21 protein-coding genes and 2 pseudogenes are annotated in these 20,976 nt (G+C 70.2%); 8 read left to right on the top strand and 15 right to left on the bottom strand.

What is annotated here, in order from left to right:
- The first annotated feature begins 7 nt into the window (after positions 1 to 7).
- On the top strand, positions 8 to 1,117 hold the full coding sequence (locus tag STRCI_RS00465) for an SPFH domain-containing protein (protein WP_269656754.1): 1,110 nt from the start codon (positions 8 to 10) through the stop codon (positions 1,115 to 1,117).
- A 183-nt stretch (positions 1,118 to 1,300) separates the two neighbouring features.
- Here the strand turns inward: STRCI_RS00465 and STRCI_RS00460 are convergent, their stop codons facing one another.
- The 5 genes from STRCI_RS00460 to STRCI_RS00440 all read right to left on the bottom strand — a co-directional run bounded on the left by STRCI_RS00460 (position 1,301) and on the right by STRCI_RS00440 (position 4,806).
- Positions 1,301 to 2,119 carry a phosphotransferase gene (locus STRCI_RS00460; protein WP_269656753.1) on the bottom strand — a complete coding sequence of 273 codons (819 nt, stop codon included), beginning with the start codon at positions 2,117 to 2,119 and terminating at the stop codon, positions 1,301 to 1,303.
- Positions 2,120 to 2,222: 103 nt separating this feature from the next.
- A complete protein-coding gene (locus STRCI_RS00455; RefSeq protein ID WP_269656752.1) occupies positions 2,223 to 2,597 on the bottom strand; it encodes a hypothetical protein in 375 nt (124 codons plus the stop codon).
- Between the two features lie 20 nt (positions 2,598 to 2,617).
- Positions 2,618 to 3,226, bottom strand: coding sequence for a class F sortase (locus STRCI_RS00450; protein ID WP_269656751.1), 609 nt, complete (start codon positions 3,224 to 3,226; stop codon positions 2,618 to 2,620).
- Positions 3,227 to 3,254: 28 nt separating this feature from the next.
- A complete protein-coding gene (locus STRCI_RS00445; RefSeq protein ID WP_269656750.1) occupies positions 3,255 to 4,088 on the bottom strand; it encodes a DUF4397 domain-containing protein in 834 nt (277 codons plus the stop codon).
- 94 nt (positions 4,089 to 4,182) lie between these two features.
- Positions 4,183 to 4,806, bottom strand: a complete 624-nt coding sequence (locus tag STRCI_RS00440; RefSeq protein WP_269656749.1) for a sigma-70 family RNA polymerase sigma factor — start codon at positions 4,804 to 4,806, stop codon at positions 4,183 to 4,185.
- 107 nt (positions 4,807 to 4,913) lie between these two features.
- On the opposite strand from STRCI_RS00440, the gene STRCI_RS00435 reads away from it, so the two are divergent.
- Complete coding sequence (locus STRCI_RS00435) at positions 4,914 to 5,906, top strand: MerR family transcriptional regulator (RefSeq protein WP_269656748.1); 993 nt, start codon at positions 4,914 to 4,916, stop codon at positions 5,904 to 5,906.
- A 30-nt stretch (positions 5,907 to 5,936) separates the two neighbouring features.
- Here STRCI_RS00435 and STRCI_RS00430 read toward each other — a convergent pair.
- Positions 5,937 to 7,132: pseudogene (locus tag STRCI_RS00430) on the bottom strand (RNA-guided endonuclease InsQ/TnpB family protein).
- A 224-nt stretch (positions 7,133 to 7,356) separates the two neighbouring features.
- Between STRCI_RS00430 and STRCI_RS00425 the strand changes: the two are divergent.
- Positions 7,357 to 8,067 carry an SDR family NAD(P)-dependent oxidoreductase gene (locus STRCI_RS00425; protein WP_269656747.1) on the top strand — a complete coding sequence of 237 codons (711 nt, stop codon included), beginning with the start codon at positions 7,357 to 7,359 and terminating at the stop codon, positions 8,065 to 8,067.
- 98 nt (positions 8,068 to 8,165) lie between these two features.
- Here the strand turns inward: STRCI_RS00425 and STRCI_RS00420 are convergent.
- From STRCI_RS00420 to STRCI_RS00405, 4 genes and pseudogenes are all read right to left on the bottom strand, one after another.
- Positions 8,166 to 9,324: pseudogene (locus tag STRCI_RS00420) on the bottom strand (cryptochrome/photolyase family protein).
- Between the two features lie 14 nt (positions 9,325 to 9,338).
- A complete protein-coding gene (locus tag STRCI_RS00415; RefSeq protein ID WP_269656746.1) occupies positions 9,339 to 10,712 on the bottom strand; it encodes a cryptochrome/photolyase family protein in 1,374 nt (457 codons plus the stop codon).
- A gap of 38 nt (positions 10,713 to 10,750) precedes the next feature.
- The gene (locus STRCI_RS00410; RefSeq protein ID WP_269656745.1) at positions 10,751 to 12,322 is read right to left on the bottom strand and encodes an SDR family oxidoreductase; all 1,572 of its coding nucleotides are present in this window, start codon (positions 12,320 to 12,322) and stop codon (positions 10,751 to 10,753) included.
- Positions 12,323 to 12,493: 171 nt separating this feature from the next.
- Positions 12,494 to 12,976, bottom strand: a complete 483-nt coding sequence (locus tag STRCI_RS00405; protein ID WP_269656744.1) for an SRPBCC family protein — start codon at positions 12,974 to 12,976, stop codon at positions 12,494 to 12,496.
- A 64-nt stretch (positions 12,977 to 13,040) separates the two neighbouring features.
- Here STRCI_RS00405 and STRCI_RS00400 point away from each other — a divergent pair, with 64 nt between their 5' ends.
- Positions 13,041 to 13,670: a TetR/AcrR family transcriptional regulator gene (locus STRCI_RS00400; protein ID WP_269656743.1), complete on the top strand. Its 630-nt coding sequence runs from the start codon at positions 13,041 to 13,043 to the stop codon at positions 13,668 to 13,670.
- Between the two features lie 39 nt (positions 13,671 to 13,709).
- Here the strand turns inward: STRCI_RS00400 and STRCI_RS00395 are convergent, their stop codons facing one another.
- The 4 genes from STRCI_RS00395 to STRCI_RS00380 form a co-directional block, all read right to left on the bottom strand.
- Positions 13,710 to 14,897 carry an HTTM domain-containing protein gene (locus STRCI_RS00395; RefSeq protein WP_269656742.1) on the bottom strand — a complete coding sequence of 396 codons (1,188 nt, stop codon included), beginning with the start codon at positions 14,895 to 14,897 and terminating at the stop codon, positions 13,710 to 13,712.
- Position 14,898: 1 nt separating this feature from the next.
- Positions 14,899 to 15,426 (bottom strand): DUF5819 family protein, encoded by a 528-nt coding sequence (locus tag STRCI_RS00390; RefSeq protein WP_269656741.1) that lies wholly within the window; start codon positions 15,424 to 15,426, stop codon positions 14,899 to 14,901.
- A 308-nt stretch (positions 15,427 to 15,734) separates the two neighbouring features.
- Positions 15,735 to 16,571, bottom strand: coding sequence for a hypothetical protein (locus tag STRCI_RS00385; RefSeq protein WP_269656740.1), 837 nt, complete (start codon positions 16,569 to 16,571; stop codon positions 15,735 to 15,737).
- A gap of 412 nt (positions 16,572 to 16,983) precedes the next feature.
- Positions 16,984 to 17,526 carry an MOSC domain-containing protein gene (locus STRCI_RS00380; protein ID WP_269656739.1) on the bottom strand — a complete coding sequence of 181 codons (543 nt, stop codon included), beginning with the start codon at positions 17,524 to 17,526 and terminating at the stop codon, positions 16,984 to 16,986.
- Between the two features lie 244 nt (positions 17,527 to 17,770).
- Here STRCI_RS00380 and STRCI_RS00375 point away from each other — a divergent pair, with 244 nt between their 5' ends.
- From STRCI_RS00375 to STRCI_RS00360, 4 genes are all read left to right on the top strand, one after another.
- Positions 17,771 to 18,382: a TetR/AcrR family transcriptional regulator gene (locus STRCI_RS00375; protein ID WP_269656738.1), complete on the top strand. Its 612-nt coding sequence runs from the start codon at positions 17,771 to 17,773 to the stop codon at positions 18,380 to 18,382.
- A complete protein-coding gene (locus STRCI_RS00370; RefSeq protein WP_269656737.1) occupies positions 18,379 to 18,789 on the top strand; it encodes a DUF6069 family protein in 411 nt (136 codons plus the stop codon). The genes STRCI_RS00375 and STRCI_RS00370 overlap by 4 nt, the downstream gene beginning before the upstream one ends.
- A gap of 156 nt (positions 18,790 to 18,945) precedes the next feature.
- A complete protein-coding gene (locus STRCI_RS00365; RefSeq protein WP_269656736.1) occupies positions 18,946 to 19,791 on the top strand; it encodes an MBL fold metallo-hydrolase in 846 nt (281 codons plus the stop codon).
- A gap of 136 nt (positions 19,792 to 19,927) precedes the next feature.
- Entirely contained in the window at positions 19,928 to 20,461 is a 534-nt protein-coding gene (locus STRCI_RS00360; RefSeq protein ID WP_269656735.1) for a VOC family protein, read from the top strand.
- 44 nt (positions 20,462 to 20,505) lie between these two features.
- Here the strand turns inward: STRCI_RS00360 and STRCI_RS00355 are convergent, their stop codons facing one another.
- A complete protein-coding gene (locus STRCI_RS00355) occupies positions 20,506 to 20,916 on the bottom strand; it encodes a DUF6924 domain-containing protein (RefSeq protein WP_269656734.1) in 411 nt (136 codons plus the stop codon).
- Between the last annotated feature and the right edge of the window lie 60 nt (positions 20,917 to 20,976).

Genomic DNA, 20,976 nt, shown 5'->3' with positions numbered 1-20,976 from the left:
AGGCACTGTGGATCCCGTTGTCATCCTCGCCCTGGTAGCGGTCCTTGTCGTCGTGTTCCTGGTGGCCGCCACCGTGCGGATCGTCCCGCAGGCGCGCCGCTACAACGTCGAGCGGTTCGGCCGCTACCGCCGGACGCTGCAACCCGGCCTGAACCTGGTGCTGCCGGTGGCGGACCGCATCAACACCAAACTCGACGTGCGAGAGCAGGTCTATTCGTCCGACCCCAGGCCGGTGATCACCGAGGACAACCTCGTGGTGAACATCGACACCGTGCTCTACTACCAGATCACCGACCCGCGGGCGGCGGCCTACGAGGTCGCCGACTACCTGCAGGCGATCGATCAGCTCACCGTGACCACGCTGCGGAATGTCATCGGCAGCATGGATCTGGAGGAGACACTCACCTCGCGTGAGGAGATCAACTCCCGGCTCCGCGCGGTCCTGGACGACGCCACCGGCAAGTGGGGCATCAGGGTCAACCGCGTCGAGATCAAGGCCATCGACCCACCGGCCACCATCAAGGAAGCGATGGAGAAGCAGATGCGGGCCGAGCGTGACAAACGCGCGGCCATCCTGCACGCCGAAGGGGAGCGGCAAGCCAAGATCCTCACGGCGGAGGGCACGAGGCAGAAGGACATCCTGGAGGCCCAAGGCGCCCAACAGGCCATGATCTTGCGGGCGGACGGCGAGGCAAAGGCAGTGGAACTCGTCTTCCAGGCCGTCCACCGCAACAACGCCGACCCGAAGGTCCTCGCCTACAAGTACCTTGAGACGCTCCCGCACTTGGCGGGCAGCGACAACAACACGTTCTGGGTGATCCCGGGGGAGCTGACCGAGGCGGTGCGGACCGTCACCCGAGCGTTCGGCGACCAGTCGGCGGAGGCACCTCCCTCAACCGCGCACCCTGCGCAAGCGTCCGCCGCCGACACCGACGACAAGTCGGACCAGGACCGGACTCCGGAACTCGACGCCGGCTGGACCGTTTCCCTCGACGCCGCCGCGGCGGCCGACGAGGCCGGGAAACAGGCCGCCGCCGCGGTGAGCGACGCGAAGGCGGAGGCCGAGGCGGCGAAGTCGCCTCAGACGTCGAGAGGGGGGCAGAGATCGGGCGAATGAGCCGCCCCTGTCGGGCGTCCGTGGACTGTCGCCGAGCGGAGGCCGTGCGCGTGTTGACCTTGAGCGGCTCAACGAGCCATGCGCACTGTCAGCAGCTGTTGACGATCGTCGCCCCTGCTGGCCACCCCGGAAGCCGTCCGACGCGCTATGCCCGGTGGCCCTTCCGGCAGTGGGCGAGATCAGTCAGCCCAGCAGCCCCAGGAGCCGGGCCGCCTGCTTCTCCACCGTGCCGGCAGGGTTTCGGGGACGCTCGGGATCGTCTCTCGCCAGCAGGAACAGCCAGACCAGAGCCAGCAGTCTCCGGCACTCCCGCAGGCGCGCAGTTTCCACGGCAGTGAGGTCGAACCGGTCCAAGAACGCAGAGACGTCCAGCGGGTGCTCGACCCAGCTGCCGACATGCTCGGTGATTTCCGCCAGTTCAAAGGCGCTATCGCTACGGCCTGAATCCTCGAAGTCGACGACCTGGACCCTGGAGCCCTCCCACAAGTAGTTGGCGAGATTCCCGTCGCCTGGGCCGAATACCTCGGGAACCTCTTGCCAGGTGTCCGATGCGAGCCCAGACATGGGCAGCCAGCCCAGCCCTGCGTCCAAGGCTTGCCGCACCAGCCCGCCAGCCTGGGCCGGGATGTCCACCGCCCACCTGTCGAGGAGGCCGATGAGTTGGCTCGGCCGACCTGGTCTGAGCGGAACCCTGCGAACCACATCGATCGGCACTGCTCTATGGAGCGAGTCCACGGCCCCGGTGAAGGCTTCCAGTTCCTTCTCGCCCATGGCAGTGCCGTGCAGAGGAACGCCCTCCAATCGAGACATCACCACGACGGGCCTGTCGACCGCGAGGTCTGCCTCCCAGGGCTCAGGAGCCAGCCCCGGAGCGTGAGCAGCCAACAGCGTCAGTCCCCGCCACTCACGCTCAGCGCGACCGTCCGTTCTCGACGCGAACCGCTTGATCACGCGATCCGCGCTCATCTCGATCCCATGGGTGCCCCATTGGCCAGAACTCATGAGATGGGATCCTGCCAGGCCGGCAGGTTGGCACGGCCGGCGTGGCCCAACTCCTGGATTTCCCGCGGCAGGTCGGAGAGCGGGGACGGTGCGGAAAGGGACCTCACCGCCAAGCGCGTCTGAGCCAGCGGGCGAGCAGGATGCCGCCGAGGGCCGCGAGCAGGAGACACCTCACGGCGGGGTGTCCTTTCGGCGCTCCGGCGGGAAGGGCATCGGAATGGTCGGCGACCGACACGGGTGCGGGCTCCGCGGTCTCGAAGAGTTCTCGCTCGATGCGTTGCCACACCCGCGGCGGGGGCCCGACGGGCAAGTCCGACGCGCCGACGCCGGACGCCGCGGCCACCACCCGTGTGATCCCGTCCAGTTCCTGCCGGCACGGCGCGCACCGGGCGATGTGGCGCAGGGCGTCGGCGTCCTCGCGGGACGCGGCGTTGCCCCGTGCCAGGTCCACCAGGTGGGCGTGATCGACGTGGGTCACCGTCCGCTCCGCTCTGTCTCTCAGCCCCGCAGTGGCTGCGCCGTGACGACGAGATTGGACAGGTAGCCGCCGCGCTCCGGTTCGAAGGGGGGCGCGCAGGTGATGAGGGTGAGGACCGGAGCGCCCGTCCGACGGAACACGGCAGGCGAGAGGCGGTCCTTGGGAACTGTCGAGCGCGATGTGATGCGGTAGGCGACGGGTTCGGCTCCGGTGCGTCGTACTTCGACGCGGTCGCCCGTGCGTACGTCGTAGAGCGCGGCCAACTCGCCCAGGGCGCCGGTGTCGCTGTCCACGTGCCCGACCAGCACCGCCGACCCCTGGGAGCTTCCCGGTGCGGGGCCGTAGCGGTACCACCCGGCGACGGAAGGATCGGCGGGTATGCTCACCGCGCCCTGCCCGGTCACCCCTACGGGGCGGATCCGGGCGTCGAGGCCGACGGCGGCCACGCGGACGCGTTCGGGTGGCGGGGCCCGCCCAGGGGTGTCCGGGCCGGCTGCCGCGGCGCTCCGGGCCGGTGTGCCCGCGGTCGGCCCGAAGTCGGCAGGAGGCGCGGCCGGCCCGGTGGCGGAGGGCGCCGTGACGAGGGCCGCCGTCGTCAGCGCGGCCACCGCCACCGCGGTCAGGGCCACCGTCCGGCCGCCGCTTCGCCGGGCGGAGTCACACACGGCGGTCCGAGAGGCGACGGGCCACCAGGACGCTGAGGGTGATGGCGCCACCCGCGGCGGCCCAGGCGAGCCACTGGCCCGAGGAGTTCGAGCCCGCGGCGGCGCCGTTGCCACCCGCGTGCACCGCCTGGGGCGCCGACTCCATTCCCTCGAAGGTCTGCGTCTTGAGGGCCAGGTTCTTGTCCTCGGCGCTGCCCCAGGCGTAGACGACGTTGCTGGTGCCTTCCTGGAGGTCGAGGTCCGCCGGGCCGATGGCCACGGCGTCGGTTCCGGCCAGGACGACATCGGCGGAGATCGTGCCGGCGCCGACCTCGGCGGTGTCCTCCTTGGGGTTCTCCAGCCCCTTGAACACGGGCTGCCCGTCGGCCCGGACGTCGACGGCGGGCGCGGCGGCCACATGGCGCACCGTCAGCCGCGCCTTGCCGGCGTCGACCTTCGACACGTCGTTGACGAAGGCCGTCAGCTGGGGCGTGCCGTCGGCGGACAGATGGGCGGCGATCGTGGCGTTCGCCCCGGCGGGTACCTCGATCTTCTTCTCGATGGCCGGATTCCCGTCGGGTCCCTGACCCGCTGCGAAGACCTGGATGTCGTAGGTCCCGGCGGCCAGGGCCTGCGGGTCGGTGACCGTACCGGGCTTGAAGTCACTCAACAGCTCGTCGCCGTTGGCGTAGACGTCCACGGTCAGTCCGGGAACGCCGTGGAACACGGAGACCATGGCCTTGTCGTCGTCCGTGGCGGGAGTGGCCAGGGCGGGGGTGATGGTGCCGAGCGCGAGGGCGCAGGCGCTCGCTGTCGTGACGATGGTGAGGGTGGGCCGCGGAATCATGGTGATCATTCCTTCGGGGAGACCGCCCGCCGTTCGCGGGGAGTCGATCGGTATTCCGGTGCAGGAGGCGTGGCGGATGCGGCCGGGGCCCGTGCTACCACTGCGCTGCCTCGGGGCGGGACTGTTCGAGGGCTCGGCGCAGGCGGTGCAGGCCACGACGGGTGTGGCTCTTTACCGTGCCCAGGGGCATGCCGGTCCGGTCTGCGATCTGGGCCTGGGTCAGGTCCTCGTAGAAGGCGAGACCCAGTACTTGTCGCTGGTGCCGCGGCAGGCGTGCGAGTTCGTCCAGTACGACGATGCGGTCGAGGATCTCGTCCGGTGCCGTGTCCTCGGGGTGCGGGGTGTCGGCATTGCGGGCGGCCGAGTCGACCAGGTCGAGGCGTCGGGTCCGGGCCGCGAGGGCGTCGACGATCTTGCGTCGGGTGATGCCGGTGAGCCAGGCGCCCAGGGGGCCCCGATCGGGGCGGAATCCGGCCCGGCCGCGCCAGGCTCCGATGAACACCTGCTGGGTGACGTCCTCCGCTTCGTGGGTGTCGCCCAGGGATCGGGTCGCCATCGTGTGGACCAGGGCGCCCCAGCGCTGATAGATCGCCGCGAAGGCGACTTCGTCGGCGGCACGCAGGCCGCGGGCCAGTTCGTCCTCGTGCAGGGTCTCCTCCGGCGGCGGCACGCCGACCGGTGGGAGAACTGAGGTGGCGGTTCGGGTGTCGGTGTTCATGGCCCGGTTCCTCCTGCCATGTGCGTGTGCCACTCAGTCTTGGAACCGGAAACGACGCACACAACATGCGTCGTTTGTGCATCACTTTTCGGACGTAGACTGGTGCCATGGACGAGTTCCGGGCCGATGACGAGGACATGGGGCGTCGAGGCGGTCTGACGACCGGCGAGGTCGCCCGGCGGCTCGGGGTGGCGCCCACCACGGTCCGCTCCTGGGACCGGCGCTACCGGCTCGGTCCCGACGCGCGCACCGGGGGGAAACACCGCCGCTGGACCGCCTCGGACGTCGCGAGGCTGGAGCGGATGTGCGCCCTGACGGCGACCGGACTGGCACCCGCCGAGGCCGCACGCCTGGCGCTGAGCGGCGAGCCGCTCGACTCCGACCAGGCCCCCGAAACCGCGGCCGCGCCGCCCGGCCCGGCGGCCCGCAGGCACGGCGAGACCGGTGGCGGCCTGCGCCTGGGGGACGCCCGCCAGGAATGCAAGGGCGTCGCGCGGGCGGCCCTGCGCCTCGACGCGGCCGCGCTGGACGAACTGCTGGCGACCGCGATCGAGGAACACGGCCTGATCGCCGCCTGGACCGAGGTCATCGTCCCCACGCTGCAAGCGGTCGGACGCAAATGGGAGCGTTCGGGCGAGCGGTATGTCGAGGTGGAGCACTTTCTGTCCTGGCACATCTCCTGTGCGCTGCGGCGCGGGCTGCCTCCCGCGGTCGCCCACCGCCCCGGCGCCACCACCCTGCTCGCCTGCGTGCCGGGCGAGAACCACACCCTGCCGCTGGAGGTGCTGGCCGCCGCGCTGGCCGAACGAGGGCTCCCGGTCCGTATGTTCGGCGGCGCGGTGCCCGTCGAGTCGCTGGTCGCGGCCGTACGCCGGACCGGACCGGCGGCGGTGGGCCTGTGGGCGCAGTCCCGCACCACGGCGAGCCGGCCGCTCGCCCAGCATGTCGCCGCCATGGAGTGGGGGGTGCGGGGAGCCCGCAGAAAACCGGTCGTCCTGACCCTCGGCCCCGGCTGGGCGGGCCGGACCGTGACCGGACTGCCCCGCCCCTCGGGCCTGGCGGAAGCGGTCGCGGCCGTGGAGTCACTCGTGCATCCTTGACATCCTCCTCTCCCTAAAGGGAGGGGATTCCTACGGCTCGCGCCGTGTGAGTTTCTGCTTCATCGCCGACTGCCCGCCCGGAGTACTCCGTTGAGGTCTTGCACCAGCTCCACAGACAGACACCGCCAGCCCGGCGGCCAGAATGTTCTTCGCTGCGTTCACGTCCCGGTCGTGGGCAGTCCCGCAGTCGCACGTCCACTCGCGGACCCTCAGCGGCATCGTGTCCTGCAAGGTGCCGCAGGCGGAGCACAGCCTGGACGAGGGGAACCAGCGGTCGACCACGATCACTTCGCGCCCATACCACTGGGCCTTGTACTCCAGCATGTTCCGGAAGTTGGCCACGCCGCGTCGCTGATGGCGCGGGCCAGCTTGCCGTTCTTGACCATGTTCCGAACGGTGAGGTCCTCGATCACGATCGTTTGGTTCTCACGAACGAGCCGAGTGGTCAGCTTGTGCAGGTTGTCCCGGCGCCGGTCGGCCATCCGGGCATACACCTTGGCGACCTTGTGACGGGCCTTACGACGGTTGGCGCCCTCGCCCTTGGCCTTGCGGGCAAGCTGCCGCTGAGCCTTGGCCAGACGGGCACGGTCACCTCGCTCGTGCCGCGGGTTGGAGACCTTCTCGCCGGTGGACAGCGTCAGGAGGTGGCCGAGTCCGACGTCGATGCCGACGGCCGTATCCGCGGCCGGAAGCGGCCGAACTGTCGGGTCCTCGACCAGCATGGACACGTACCAGCGTCCGGCCGCGTCCTGCGACACGGTCACCGTGGACGGCGACGCGCCCTCGGGGAGCGGACGGGACCACACGATGTCGAGCGGCTCCGCCAACTTCGCCAGAGTCAGCCTGCCGTCACAAAACCGGAACGCGCTGGTCGTGTACTCCGCCGACTTCCGCGACTTCTTCCGCGACTTGAACCGCGGGTACTTCGCCCGCTTGCCGAAGAAGTTGCTGAACGCTGTCTGCAGGTGCCGGAGCGCTTGTTGCAGCGGGACGCAGGAGACGTCGCTGAGGCACGCGAGTTCCTCGGTCTTCCTCCACGCCGTCAGCATCGCCGACGTCTGGTGGTAGTTCACCCGCTCCTGCCACGCCCACGCCTCGGTGCGCGCTGCAAGGGCCAGGTTGTAGACCTTCCGCACGCAGCCGAACGTGCGCGACAGCTCGGCCGCCTGCGCATCGGTCGGATAGAAGCGGTACCTGAAAGCCCGCTTCACATGGCCGGTCTTCACCGATCACATATTACTGCGTCAGTTAGTGACAAAGCGCGGGTAGTTGGGGGCAGACGCCGGTCCGCCCTGGCGGCGAACCGGCTTTCCTTCCCCTGCTCCGCAGAAGCTTCGCTTCCTCGCCGCCCTAAAGGACGAGGTTTCCACGAAGGAGAAACCCGATGAGCCCGAGACCGCCTGAAGGAAGGGCACAGGAAGCAACCCACACCTGAGACCCGGAGCGAGGCGTGGACATCAACGGCGCGCGTGTGCTGGTGGCGGGGGCCACCGGCGTCCTCGGTGACGCCCTCACCACGGAACTGGTCCGCCGCGGCGCCCGCCCCGCCCTCGCCGGGCGCTCCCCGAGCCGCCTCGCCCAGGTGGCCCACGCGCATCCGGAAGTGCCGACGGCGGTCTTCGACGCGTACGACCTGACGTCCTGCGCCCGCGCGGTGCACGGGGCCACCGTCGCACTGGGCGGCCTGGACGCCGTCGTGACCGTGTTCGGGACCGTCGCTTTCGGCCCGGCGCAGGCGGTCGGTGACGAGGTGGCGGAGCATCTCGTGGCGGTCAACTACCTCGCGCCCGCGGCCTTCTTCCGTGCCGCGCTCGGCGTCCTGGCACCGGGCTCGGTGATCGCGGCCGTCACCGGTGCGGTGGCGGAGCGACCGCAGCCGCGCATGGCCGACTACAGCGCGTCCAAAGCGGCGCTCAGCGCCTGGCTGGACGCGGTCCGCCGCGAGGCACGCCAGGCCGGGATCCGCGTGCTGGACATCCGGCCCGGCCACCTGAACACCGGCTTCGCCGACCGGGCCGTGGCCGGTAGGGCGCCGCCGCTGCCTGCGGGAGGCGATCCGCACCAGGTCGTCGAGGCCGCGGTGGACGCGCTGGAAGCCGACGCCGAACTCCTGCGCACGGCCGCGGACGGCACGCCCGTCGCCGGGCGGCGGACCAGGTAAACCCTCGTGCCTCAGGAGCCGTTGACGCCCGATACGTCGTCATCGTGGGCGGCGGCGCCTTGCCGTAGTGGAGCCCGCCCGACGGACCGGCGCGAAGGTCACGGGGGTGCGTCGCCGTGCGCCCCGTGCTGTCGCAGGACCTCCGCGACGTCGCCGAGCCGGTCCAGCTGCCGCACGGTGCGGGACGTGCGATGGTTGGCCGCGAGCCGGTTCCGGTGCCGGTCGACGAAGGCCCAGTAGCCCGTGGTGTAGGGGCACGCGTGGTCACCGGTCCGGTCACCCGGCCGGTACACGCAGGGACCGCACAAGTCGCTCATGCGGTTCAGATAGGCGCCGCCGGAGGTGTACGGCTTGGTGGTCATACGGCCGCCGTCGGCGTACTGGGACATGCCGATCACGTTGGGCACCATCACCCAGTCGTAGCCGTCGACGAAGTTGCGGTGGAACCAGTCCGTGACCGCGGCCGGGTCCCAGCCGTGCTGCAGGGCGTAGCTGCCCAGCACCATCAGGCGCGGGATGTGGTGCGTCCATCCCGTGTCCCGCACCTGGGCCAGCACGGTGCGCAGACAGCGGGCCTGGAGCGCGTCGGCGTCCAGATCGTTCCACCAGCCGGGCAGCGCCGCGGTATGGCCCAGCGCGTTGCGGTCGCGGTAGTCCTCGCCGAAGTACCAGTACACCTGCCACACGTACTCCCGCCAGCCCGCGATCTGCCGGACGAAGCCCTCCACGCTGTTCAGCGGGGCCCGCCCGGCACGCCACGCCGACTCCGCCCGCTCCACGCACTCGACGGGATCGAGCAGGCCGAGGTTGAGCGAGGAGGACAGCACGCTGTGGCTCAAGACGGGATCCGCGGCGAGCATGGCGTCCTCGTAGGGGCCGAACGTGCTGAGCCGGTGGTCGACGAAGCGCCGCAGCGCGGCTCTGGCCTCCCTGCGGGTCGCGGGGAACAGCCGGGGTCCGTCGCGTCCGGTGAAGGACACGTCGCCGTCCTTCTCCTAGGTGTCGAGGTCCCGGCGAACCTCCTCGTCGATGTCGTCCTCGCGCGGCCGGTAGGGGCGGCCGATCCCGGTCGCCGAGTTCGGCCGCCCGGTGCCGCATGGCGGAGAGCACCAGGTGCGCCTTGGCCCGGTGGAAGCGCCTGCGCCGGAACACCGACCGGGCCTCGATCATCAGCAGCGGCGTGTCCGGGCCGGGTACGCCGTCGGGGCCGGGACGCAGGAAGTGGGGACCCAGTTGGTCGCCGAAGAGCCAGTGCACGGGACGGCCCTTCGTCAGTTCCGGCCGCGTGCCTGCTTGAACCGGGCGAGACCGTCGCCGAGGTCGATCAGGGGCGCGGGGTAGTCGTCGGGGCGCTCCTGCCCGGGCAGCCGCCAGGGCTCGTGGACGCGGCCGTCCTTCACGTCCCGCAGTTCCGGCACCCATCGCCGGACGTACTGTCCCTGCGGATCGAAGCGCTTGCCCTGGACAGTTGGGTTGAGGACGCGGTGGGGACGGGTGTCGGTGCCGGTTCCGGCGACCCACTGCCAGTTGAGCTGGTTGTTGACGATGTCGCCGTCCACCAGCAGGTCCAGGAAGTGCCCGGCGCCGATGCGCCAGTCGACGTAGAGCGTCTTGGTCAGGAAGCTCGCCGCCAGCAGGCGGGCCCGGTTGTGCATCCAGCCCTCGTGGCGCAGTTGGCGCATCGCGGCGTCGATGACCGGGTATCCGGTACGGCCGTCCCGCCACGCGGCGATGTCCTCGGCTGCCTCGTCCGCGGAGCGCCACTGGTCGTGCCGGGTGCGGTAGTCCTGGACGGACGCGTCGGGCCGGGCCGCGAGTACCTGGTGGTGGAAGTCGCGCCAGCACAACTGCCGTACGAACGCCTCCCTGCCCGGCCCCCGGTGCGTGCGCACGGCTCGGTGGACGAGCTCCACCGGGGAGAGGGCACCGAAGTGCAGGTAGGGCGACAGCCGCGAGGTCGCGTCACCGGCCAGGTCGTCGTGCTGGTCCTCGTATCCGGGCAGGTCGTCGCGCAGCCACCGGGAGAGGCGGTCGCGCCCCTGCGTCTCGCCGCCGACGGGAAGGCCGGGGGAGACGTCCGGTGTCTCGTCCCGGGCGGGCAGCGGCTCGCCGCGCACGGTGTCGGGTACCCGGATGGTGCGGGGCGCGGGGCAGATGTCCCGCAGCGGTTCCTGCGACCAGCGGCGGAAGTAGGGGGTGAAGACGGCGTAGTGGTCGGAGCCGGACGGCGTCACGGCGCCGGGGGCGACGGCCGTGCCGACGGTGTCGTGGACGTGCAGTTCGACGTCCTGCCGACGCAGGCCGTCCCGTAGCTGTTCTTCCCTGCGGTGCGCGTAGTGCGTGACTCCGGCGGCCATGTGCACCTCGGTGGCCCGGCACTCGGCGGCCACCGCGCGGACCTGGCGGACGACCGGGCCCGAGCGGATCACGAGATGCCCGCCGCGCTCGCGCAGGGAGGCGTCGAGGTCGCTCAGGCAGTCGGCGAGGAAGGCGGCCCGGTTGGGTGCGTCGAAGCCGGTCGCGTGGATCGCGGTGTCGCGCACGAACAACGGCACCACTTCGTCCGCCCTTTGAAGGGCCGCGCGCAGGGGCGGATGATCGTGCAGACGCAGATCCGAAGTGAACAGGACGACCGCGACGGTCATGGAGCGCTCCTGATGGTGCGATGCGGTGCCGAAGCCTTCTACTGCCGCACTTTTCGGTCGTCGTGCGGTGGCCGGATGCGCGTGCCGTCCGCCGACCCCCCGTGTGCGCTCGTGAACTTGGCGGCGGCCTGGGTGATGTTGCGGGCCATGCCGCCGAAGACGACCGCGTGGAAGGGGGATACGGCCCACCAGTAGGCGTGGCCCAGCAGCCCGCGTGGGTGGAAGAGCGCGCGCTGCCGGTAGCGGGTGCTGCCCTCGCCGTCCGTCTCCGCATACATCTCCAGCCAGGCCAGCCCCGGCAGCCGCATCTCCGCCCGCAGGCGCAGCAGCCGGCCGGGCTCGATCTCCTCGACCCGCCAGAAGTCCAGCGAGTCGCCGACGCGCAGGCGTTCGGCGTCGCGTCGCCCGCGGCGCAGCCCGACACCGCCGACGAACCGGTCGAGCCAGCCGCGCACGGCCCAGGCGAGGGGGAACGAGTACCAGCCGTTGTCGCCGCCGATGCCCTCGATCACCTTCCACAGCGACGGGCGGGGCGCGTCGACCTCGAGGTGCCGCTCGTCCTGGTACAGGCTGCCCCCGGCCCAGTCGGGATCGGTGGGAAGCGGGTCGCTCGGGGCTCCGGGCACGGCGGCGGAGGACCAGCGGGTCGCCACCTGTGCCTCCCTGACCCTGCGCAGGGCCAGGGCCAGGGCGTCGTCGAAGGGCAGAGGGCGGCCCGGCAGGTCGGGGACGTGGCGTGCGATGTCGTGTTCGTGGCAGACGACTTCGTGCCGCAGGGACTCGGTGAGCGGCCGGGCGAGGGCGGCCGGCACCGGGGTGACCAGGCCGACCCAGTGGCTGGACAGCCGCGGGGTGAGGACGGGAACCGGCACGATCAGCCGCTGTCGCAGGCCTGCGACAGCGGCGTAGCGGCACATCATCTCGCGGTAGGTGAGAACGTCCGGCCCACCGATGTCGAAGGCGCGGTCGACATCGGCCGGGAGGGTGGCGCAGCCGACGAGATAGCGCAGTACGTCGCGTACGCCGATGGGCTGGGTGCGGGTGTGGACCCAGCTGGGGGTGACCATGACCGGCAGTCGTTCGGTGAGGTAGCGCAGCATCTCGAACGAGGCCGAACCCGAGCCGATGACGACCGCGGCACGCAACACCGCGGCAGGCACCGGCGCGTCCAGGAAGATGCGTCCCACCTCGGCCCGGGATCGCAGATGCGGGGAGAGCGATCGTTCGGGGACGCCGGCCGGGGTGAGCCCGCCGAGATAGACGATCCGGCGGACGCCCGCGGCATGGGCCTGTTCGGCGAAGATCCGGGCGGCCCGGCGGTCGGTGTCCTCGAACCCCGTACCGCTGCCCAGAGCGTGCACCAGGTAGTACGCGACATCGACACCGCGCATCGCGGCGGCGACCGACTCCGGATCCGTGACATCACCCCGGACCGCCTCCGCCTCGCCCGCCCACGGGTGGTCGCGGAGTTTGTCCGGCGAGCGGGCCAGACACCTCAACCGGTGACCGGCCTGCAGCAGCTCCGGCACCAGGCGTCCGCCGATGTACCCGGACGCTCCGGTCACCAGGCAGTGCAGGCGCCGTGCGCTGTTCGGTCCGTCACTGGTCATGTCCGGTCCTCCAGGATGGTGTCGCCCGCCGACGTGGCCCGGACGGGCCGACGCAGTCCACACGTCCTCATATGACCACTTCACCGCGGGCGCCGCCGCTGGATGCGTGACGCACTGGGGGTACATCGGCAGGAGCGGACGGCATCCGACGCGGCACGGGGGTGCCCGGTCTCAGCGCATGAGACTGCGCAGCAGCTGTACGTAACGGCTCCAGTGAGCCGGGCGGGTAACCGCGCCCGAACAGGCGAGTTCGGCGCGGTCCAGGCTGTCCTCCAGGCAGGCGTCATGGAGGGGGCGGAAGATCAGCGGCCAGGTGAGGCGGGCTGGGCCGCGGGTGGCCATGGCGAGGGTGTGGCGCAGCAGTGTGCGCTCCTCGTCGACGGCCAGGGCGACGTATTCGTGGAAGCCGTGGAAGCCGCGCGGCCCGCTGAAGGTGAAGCGCACCCATTGCGAGGGGACATGTGCGGCGACGGTGTAGCGGACCGGGCCGTGCCCGCCGACCGCCCCGGCCGCCAAGGGGCGGTCGAACGCCATCGACGGCCAGCTGTTCTGCGGCCACAGCTTGTCGTCACTGCTTGCCAGGGTGTCTATCAGCGCTCCCACCTCGCTTCGCGTCGCAGTCAGCAGGCGCTCGTGCACGTTGTAGACGCCCATGCGTCCTCCCCGGGGTTCTTATTAGAGAGGTATCTCTAATATTGTGGAGAGTACTCTCTAGTTCATGGCGAGACCACCCCGCTTCGATGTGAAGCAGCTCCTCGACGCCGCCGTGCGACTGGCCGCCGCAGGGGGCCCGGCCGCGGTGACGATGTCCGCGGTCGCCCTGGAGGTGGGCGCCCCGAGCGGTTCGGTGTACCACCGGTTCGCCGGACGGGCCGCGCTGCTCGCCGAGGTGTGGCTGCGGACGGTGGAGGGCTTCCAGGAGGGCTACTTCAAGGCCCTCGAAACAGGCGTCGACGCGCGGCAGGCGGGGTGTGCGGCGGCACGCCATGTCGTCGCATGGAGCCGCGCCCACCCGGAGGAGGCCGCTCTCCTCCTCTACGGCGCCGAGGACTTCGGGCGCGCCGACTGGTCCGAGGAACACCTCCAGCGGGCGGACCTCGGCAACCAGCGCGTGCGCGCCTCCCTCGCCTCCCTCGCCACTGCCCTGGGCGCCGAAGACCGGCAGGCCACCGAGCGAGTCGCGCTCGCCGTGGTCGACCTGCCCCTCTCCCTGGTCCGCCGCCACCTCCGGGCCGGCGACCCCCTCCCCGCCCATGCCGAGGACCTCGCCGAGGAGTGCACCGCTGCCCTGCTCGGCTCACTCCCTACGGCGTCGGCGCCTGCGCCAACGGCTCCAGCCGCAGGCTGAAGAAGCGGGTGCCCCACCTCGCCGCGGCCTTCGGCTCGTTCAGTTGGACCTGGTGATGCTCTCTGCGAGTTCAGGCGCGACTGGCTGTTGCGGTGGCGTGGGAGGTGCGGGCGTGCGGTGGGATCGGATCCGGGGGAGACGCTTGCTCCAGGCACCCGCCTTCATCAGCAGGGCAGTCGGCAGGAACACCGCGTCGCACACGACCATGATGAGGGACAGGAACGGGATGCCGAGGAGTACCGCGATCCCCAGATGTTCCGCGATCATCACCGCCAGCAGCACGTTCTTCATCTTGCGGCTGGCCAGGGTGAACGGGAATGCCACCTGCGCCATGACCGTCAAGTAGGTGAGAACCAGGACGAGTGCGGCGTTGGCGGCGACGGCAATGGAGAGCCCGGGCCAGGGGGTGAAGTAGTCGAGATGGAGCGCGTAGTGGAGTGCGGAGCCCTCCTGCCAGCGCAGGCCCTGGATCTTGTACCAGCCGGCGGTGGAGTAGATCAGACAGACCTGTGCGGCGATCACCAGCATTGCGGCGTTGTGCACCAGGGACGCGCAGTCGTCCAGCAGCGAGCGCATCTCGTGCCGGGGCAGGTGCCTGTTGACCGAGTACCAGAGACCGTGCACCACCCACAAACACCACAGGAGGACAGGCCAGCCGGTCTCCTGGGGAATGCCGAAGGCCCAGAAGAGCAGCGCGCCCATCACCCACCACAGGATGACACCGGTCCTGTCGGCGGCCAGTTCGGTGCCGCGGGCGTCGGCGGCACGGGCGCGCCGCGCATCCAGTGACCACACCTGGGCGCACCGCGTGAACACGAGATAGATCACCATGATGCGGATGATGTTGTCGCCGCCGTCCCCGACCAGGGTGTTGCGGTTCTCCAACGACATTACGCCGACCATGAGCAGGACGGTCATGGTTCTGGTCCGCCAGCCGAGCATGACAGCGAGGGCTGCCAGGATCGTCGCGCTGTAGACGATCTCGAACCAGAGCTGCCCGCCCCACCAGCTCAGCACCGTGAAGGTGCCCTCCTCCTCGATCAGGGTGAGGGCCATGTCGTACGACAAGGGACTGCGGTCGCCGAACAGGACGCGGCGGTAAGGCCATTCGCGCAACAGGAACGCCGCGATGACGGCGGCGAGTCCGATCCGGAACAGCGCGGCCTGGTAGGGCGCCCGCGTGGCGCAGACGAACCGGGCGAGCCGCTGGAGGGGTACGGTGCTCAACTCACAGCTCCCTGTAGTCCTGGTCCGTCACCGGCCACCAGGGCAGCATCCGGTAGGCGGTGGTGTCCGGGGCCTTCTCCTGGTGCCACGACGGCGGTGGCACGTCGGTGAAGCGGCCGGCGACCTGGATGGCGACGATCCGCCGCCCCTGCCACTCGCGACCGATCCGCTGGAGGACGACGCGCTTGAGGTAAGTGCGGGACAACTCGCTCAGCGGGCCGCTCCGCGGATGGTCCTTGAGGCTGTGGCTGTTGACATAGCCGTCCCACGCCCGGCGGAGCATGTTCTGGTGGGCATGGCTGGGCGCGAGACTGCCCCTGATCGTCTCGACGTCCTCGGCGGTGAGGTTGACCCATCCGGAGAGGGCGGGAGCGCCGTTCTCGCCCGCACTGCGCAGCCGGACACCGACGGCTTCGTTGCGCTGCTGCGGGTTGGGCGCGAACAGCCGCCAGTCCTGGCCGAACTCCGGCCGCACGTAGGCGTCGATCCGTGCCCGGTGCTTCAAGCTGACGGCATTCGTCGGAGCCAAGCTCAGGAACACCATGGCCAGGTGGGTCAGTACGGCACCCGCCAGCAGGACAGCGGTCAGAGTGAGTGCCGCGACCGACCAGGGGGACCGCGGGGGGCGGCTTCCCGTGGAAGGCGCGATGCTCGCGCCGGAGTCCGGTGTGGACCGAGGTGGAGGGAACTTCGCCGTTGCGGTTGTTCCGCTCTCCGGGTTCGGGGGGAGGGCCCGTCCGCCCGTACTCCTGGTTGGTTCCATGGGATTCCTTCAGTTCCGACGGCCAGTGTGGTGAGCTGTCGGCGCTCACCACACAAGCCGTGCGTCTACGTCCCTCAGTTGCCGTTTGCCTCATCCGCACTGAACGGGCAGGTGGCCCCGGCGTGGTTCTCGGGGTCGGTCCACTGCAGACCGGCGGCGTCGCTCAGCAGGTCGGCGATCTGCTCCCTGCGCTCGCCGGGCGACGGCGGGCCGTCGTAGTACTGGGCGTTCAGCAGCATGTACCTCAGGGACGGGTTGAGCGGTACGTTCCCCGCGTTCTCGCCGGCAGGCGAGAGCTCGAGGGGAGCCTCGTTCGGGAACGAGTCGAGGTAGGCCGAACCGGGCGGCACGGTCAGGGCCGGGTTGTAGGGGGTGTCCCCGCGGTTCGGGTCCATCCATGCCCCGGGGTTCTGGGCCCAGAATCCGGGGGAGCACCACTGGTTTGCGGGCGGTGTGGTGGTGCCGTTGGTGGTGGGCGGGGTCGTAGTGCCGTTGGTAGTTGGCGGAGTTGTAGTGCCGTTGGTGGTCGGCGGTGTGGTGGTGCCGTTGGTCGTCGGCGGGGTCGTAGTGCCGTTGGTGGTCGGCGGCGTGGTGGTGGTGCCGATGAGGCCGATAAGGCCGTTGGTCAGCGTGATGTCGCCGAGCAGCTTCGGGGCGTACACGAGCTTCTGCGTGCAGAAGCCGAACGACTTGCCCACGCAACTGTGGTCCAGGTCGTAGCCCTTGATGTGGCCGCCCTTGCCGCCCTTGCCGTGCTTGCCGCCCTCGTGGTCCCCGCCTCCGGCGGGGACCTGCGGGCGGGTCTGCTTCGCGCCGGGGTGAGTCAGGTCGAACGCTTGCGACGCCGTCGTCGCGCCCAAGGACAGGGCACCAACGGAAACGGCGATGATGAAGGCTTTGATGGAGCGCATCTAATCCCTTGCTTGTCGGGAAAGAGAAACGAACGTGGCAATGGCACAACCGAGAGATGCGGAGATGGTTATGCAAACAGCTGCGCTGAATGGGTCAATTTGCCCGAATGATCGCCTGGATGGCCCTTTGTTGGGGCGGCCGGGCATATAGCCGTACCGCGAATCCGGTCCTTGCGGGCGCGGGGGCCGGCCGTCGCGGATCGGTGCGCCTCGTGGACCCGTGTTCACTGCCCGACGGCGGCCTGCTGGTAGTGAATCGGCGCTGCGCAGTGCCCTTGCTGATGTCTTCGGAGTGCTCAGGGAACGTCGGCACAGCGGGCAGGCCTCGTGGATGGCCGGCCGATGGCGGAGAAGTTCACGCCTCAGGAACCCGCGCGGCCGTCGTCATGTCATGCTCTGCCCGGGAGGCTGGTCATACCCGGTCCAGGGGCCGGTGAGGACCGCTGGGAAGCTCCGGTTCGATCCTGTCGCCAGGGCGCACCACGCCACCTTCCCTCACGATGGTCATGATTCCGGCCTTGCGCACGATGTTCCCCGCGTCGTCGCGGCCGACGACCTGCTTCAGCAGCCCGTCCTGGAAGTTGTCGATCTGCAGGCAGGGATTGCGCAGGCCGGTGACTTCCAGGACCGCGGAGTCGCCGATGCGCAGCAATGTGCCGACCGGCAGGCCGAGTAGATCGATGCCGCGCGTGGTGACGTTCTCGCCGAGTTCGCCGGGCGCCACCTTGAACCCTTCTTCGCCGACCTCGGTGAAGAGCTCTTGATGAATCAGGTGGACCTGGCGCAAATTCGGCTGGGTGGGATCCTGTGCGACGCGAGAGCGGTGCTTGACGGTCACACCGGCGTGCACGTCCCCCTCCACACCGAGCCCGGCGAGCAGGGTGATGCTGTCCCGGTTCGGCTTGGTGAACGAGTACTCCCCGTTGCTGCTGACCGCCGTCACTATCCCGCTCATACGTCGGAACCCCCTCGTCGGTAACCGTGGTCAGGCACGAGCCTAGCCCTCGCCAGTTGAGGCGTGGCATCCACGATCAACTGCGGTCCGGGCCGGTGCTCTTGAGATCAGAGTTCGGTCCTCCAGATCCCGACAGGGTGCTCACTCGGTGCCAGTCATGCGCGGAGGCTACGAGGCGCACGCCCGAGCGGAGTGAGTACTCACTCATTGACGGAGTGAGTACTCACTCCGTACGCTCGTGGTCATGACGGAACCTCAGGAGAAGCAGACCACCCGCCGCCGCGCCCCTGCGATGTCGCCGGAGCAGCGCCGCGAAATGATCATCCAGACCGCCATCCCGCTGATCGCCGAGTACGGCGCCGCGGTGACGACCGCGAAGATCGCCCGCGCCGCGGGCATCGGCGAGGGCACGATCTTCCGGGTCTTCGCGGACAAGGACGAGCTGTTGCAGGCCTGCGTGGCCGAGGCGCTCTCCCCCGAGCACGCGGTCCGCGAACTCGACGCGATCGACGTATCCCAGCCACTGCCCGACCGGCTCGCGGAGGCGGCCGAGGCGCTGCAGGCGCACATGGCCAGGATGGGTGCGATCGTCGGCTCACTGGGCCATCGCGGCGGCAAGCATCCCGGCACGGTGCGCGGCGCGGGCCGCGACGAGTCGACAACCCGTATCCGCGCGGCCCTCGCCGAACTGCTGGAGCCCGACAAAGCGACCCTGCGCCGGCCACCGGAGCAGATCGCGGCCCTCTTCTTCGGGCTGCTCTTCGCCCAACCGCGCACGGAGGACGAACCCGACCTGACCTCGCAGGAACTGGTGGAGCTCTTCCTGCACGGGGCGCTCTCGCGCGATGCCAAGTGACCGCGCCGAGAAGGCGCTTGGCGGTTTTGGCCCTGGCTGTTCTGGCCCCCGTCCTGGTGTGGCTGGTCGCGGACCCGGTGCTGGGGCACCCGCTGCGGATCGCCGACGGTGAGCAGACGCTCGACATCGGCGCCGTACCCGTGGCGGTCGTCGCACTGCTCGCCTCGCTCATGGGCTGGGGACTGCTGGCCGCCCTGGAGCGGTTCGGGGCGCGGCGCGCCCGCGCGATCTGGACCGGGGTGGCCGCCGCCGTACTGGCTGTGTCCTTCCTGCCGTTCACCGGCGACGGCATGGACGGCGGCACCCGGCTCTCCCTGGCACTGATGCACCTGGCGGTGGCGGCGGTGCTGATCCCGGGGCTGGGTGGCACGTCCCCGAGGGCTGGAGCCGGCGTGGCCAGGAGGTGACCGCCAGCCCAAGCACTCCATACCCAGTCGCACTGCAAGCAGCGAACGCCCGCCGCACGGCCCGCTGTTGAGCTGAGCGATCGCCTCGTCCCGCATAGATCATCACGGCGTGGGGCGAGTCACCACCCGCGTAGAAGGCGTGGCAGGATCGCGGTCATGTCCCACACCCTTCCCTGCCTCCGGATCGGCTCGACCGAGATCATCGCCCTCGCCGACGGCGAGGGTCCGTTCTTCTCGCCGCGAGCCGAAGCCTTCCCCGAGGCCACGCCCGCACAGTGGGCGGAGGCCGACCGCTACGACCCGGGCGCGGTCGATGCCGAGGGCCGCTGGCGGCTCCAGTTCCGCGCGTACGCGATCCGCGGTGACAAGGGCCTCACGGTCGTGGACGCCGGGATCGGTCCGGCGGACAGCCCGGCCGCCTCGTGGGCGCCCGTGCCCGGTGTGCTCCCGGCGTCGCTCGCCGCGGCGGGCATCGACCCGGCCGAAGTCGACACCGTGGTGCTCACGCATCTGCACACCGACCACGTCGGGTGGGCGGTCGTGACCGAGGCGGCCGTCCCATCCACGGGCGGCACCGCCTCGGCCGGCGACCGCCGCCCCTATTTCCCGAACGCCGAATACCTGCTCCAGCGCGCCGAGTTCGACGCCCTCGACGCGCTCAACCCGCAGCTCCGCGAGACCCTCACCGACCCGCTCGAGGCCGCCGGCCGGCTCCGGCTCCTGGACGGGGACACGTGGCTGCGCACTGGGCGCGCGGTCGCCACGCCCGGACACACGCCCGGACACCAGAGTGTGCTGGTCGCCGACGGCCGTGAGCTGGCACTGGTCACCGGCGACCTCCTGGTGCACGCGCTCCAGTTGCTCCACCCCGAACTCGCCTACGCGCACGAGGCCGACCCCGAGGCAGCCCGGCACTCAAGGAAGCGCATGCTCAGCCAACAAACCGCCACCACACTCCACTTGGCCACTCCTCACCTGACGGAACCGTTCGTCTCGGCGTGATCGCGGCTCCCCGAGCTATCCCCGCCGAGTACCGGGCATCCGCAGGGGGACACCCCTCACAGTTGTCTAGGACACAGGCTGACCTAACTCGCGCCTATCGTCGCTGCCTGGCATCAACATCAGCGAGAGGACCGCGATGCCCGAGCAGATGAGCGCTGCGCCGGAGGGCTGCACCACCGTGGCGCCCTGGGTCGTCACCGACGACACGGGGGCCTTCCTCGACTTCGTAGCCAAGGCGTTCGGGGGTGAAGAGCTCGGGCGGGTGGCGACCGAGGATGGCTTGATCGGTCACGGTGAGATTCGCGTCGGCGACACCGTCGTGCTGGCCTTCGACCGACACGCGGACTGGCCCACCATGCCGAGCCTGCTGCGCGTGTTTGTTGCCGATGCGGACGAGGCGTTCGCGCGAGCTGTCGCAGCCGGCGGCCATGTCGTCACCTCCCTGGCCCACGATGCCTTCGGACAGCGCGGCGGGCGTATCAAGGACCCCTTCGGCAACATCTGGTGGGTGGTGAGCTGCGTTGAGGACGTCTCGGAGGGCGAGATGTGGAAGCGACTGCAGGATCCCGTATACGCCCAGGCCATGCGCGTGGCCCAGGAGACACTCGATGCCGAGCTCAGCGGTCGACGCCACGGGCGCAGCAGTGCACCCGTCAGGAAAACCAACTGACCCGTGATGACGGGGTCTACTCGAGGATGGAAGCGCTCAGGAACTCAAAAGCCTCGGAACACGCCGTCATCGTCGACGGCGTCGACGAACTCCTCGAAGTCCATGTTCGCGCCCGAGAGGTTGTTCTCGATGCTCCACAACTCAGCTGCCGCAACGCGGACACAACGCCCACGCTCGGCCCACAGGTCCACTACGAGGAGCGGCTGAACAGCCGAGGTCATGGAGACGGCGTCCGCCAGGACCAGAAGTGAGTGCTGGTATCTCTCGGGAATCAGGCCGAGGGCTTGGTCGGCCGTCAAGCCCTCGTACATCCGGTCATCGACGATGGCGACGTTGGCCAGGAAGCCGTCCTTGTTGGGCGAGAACAACGCCTCCCGCAGCTCGTCCCAAGCACCGCCTGCCGAGAAATCAGTGCGCACAACGAGGGCTTCCAAGGTGCCGGGCAGCTGATTCATGTGCGGACAGTACCGCCAACCCGGTGAAGGCCAACGCCCGCGCGGGTCGTGGCAGGCCCC

The sequence above is a fragment of the Streptomyces cinnabarinus genome (assembly GCF_027270315.1).
In the GTDB taxonomy this organism is placed as follows: domain Bacteria; phylum Actinomycetota; class Actinomycetes; order Streptomycetales; family Streptomycetaceae; genus Streptomyces; species Streptomyces cinnabarinus.
This window is presented reverse-complemented; position numbering and strand designations above follow the sequence as displayed.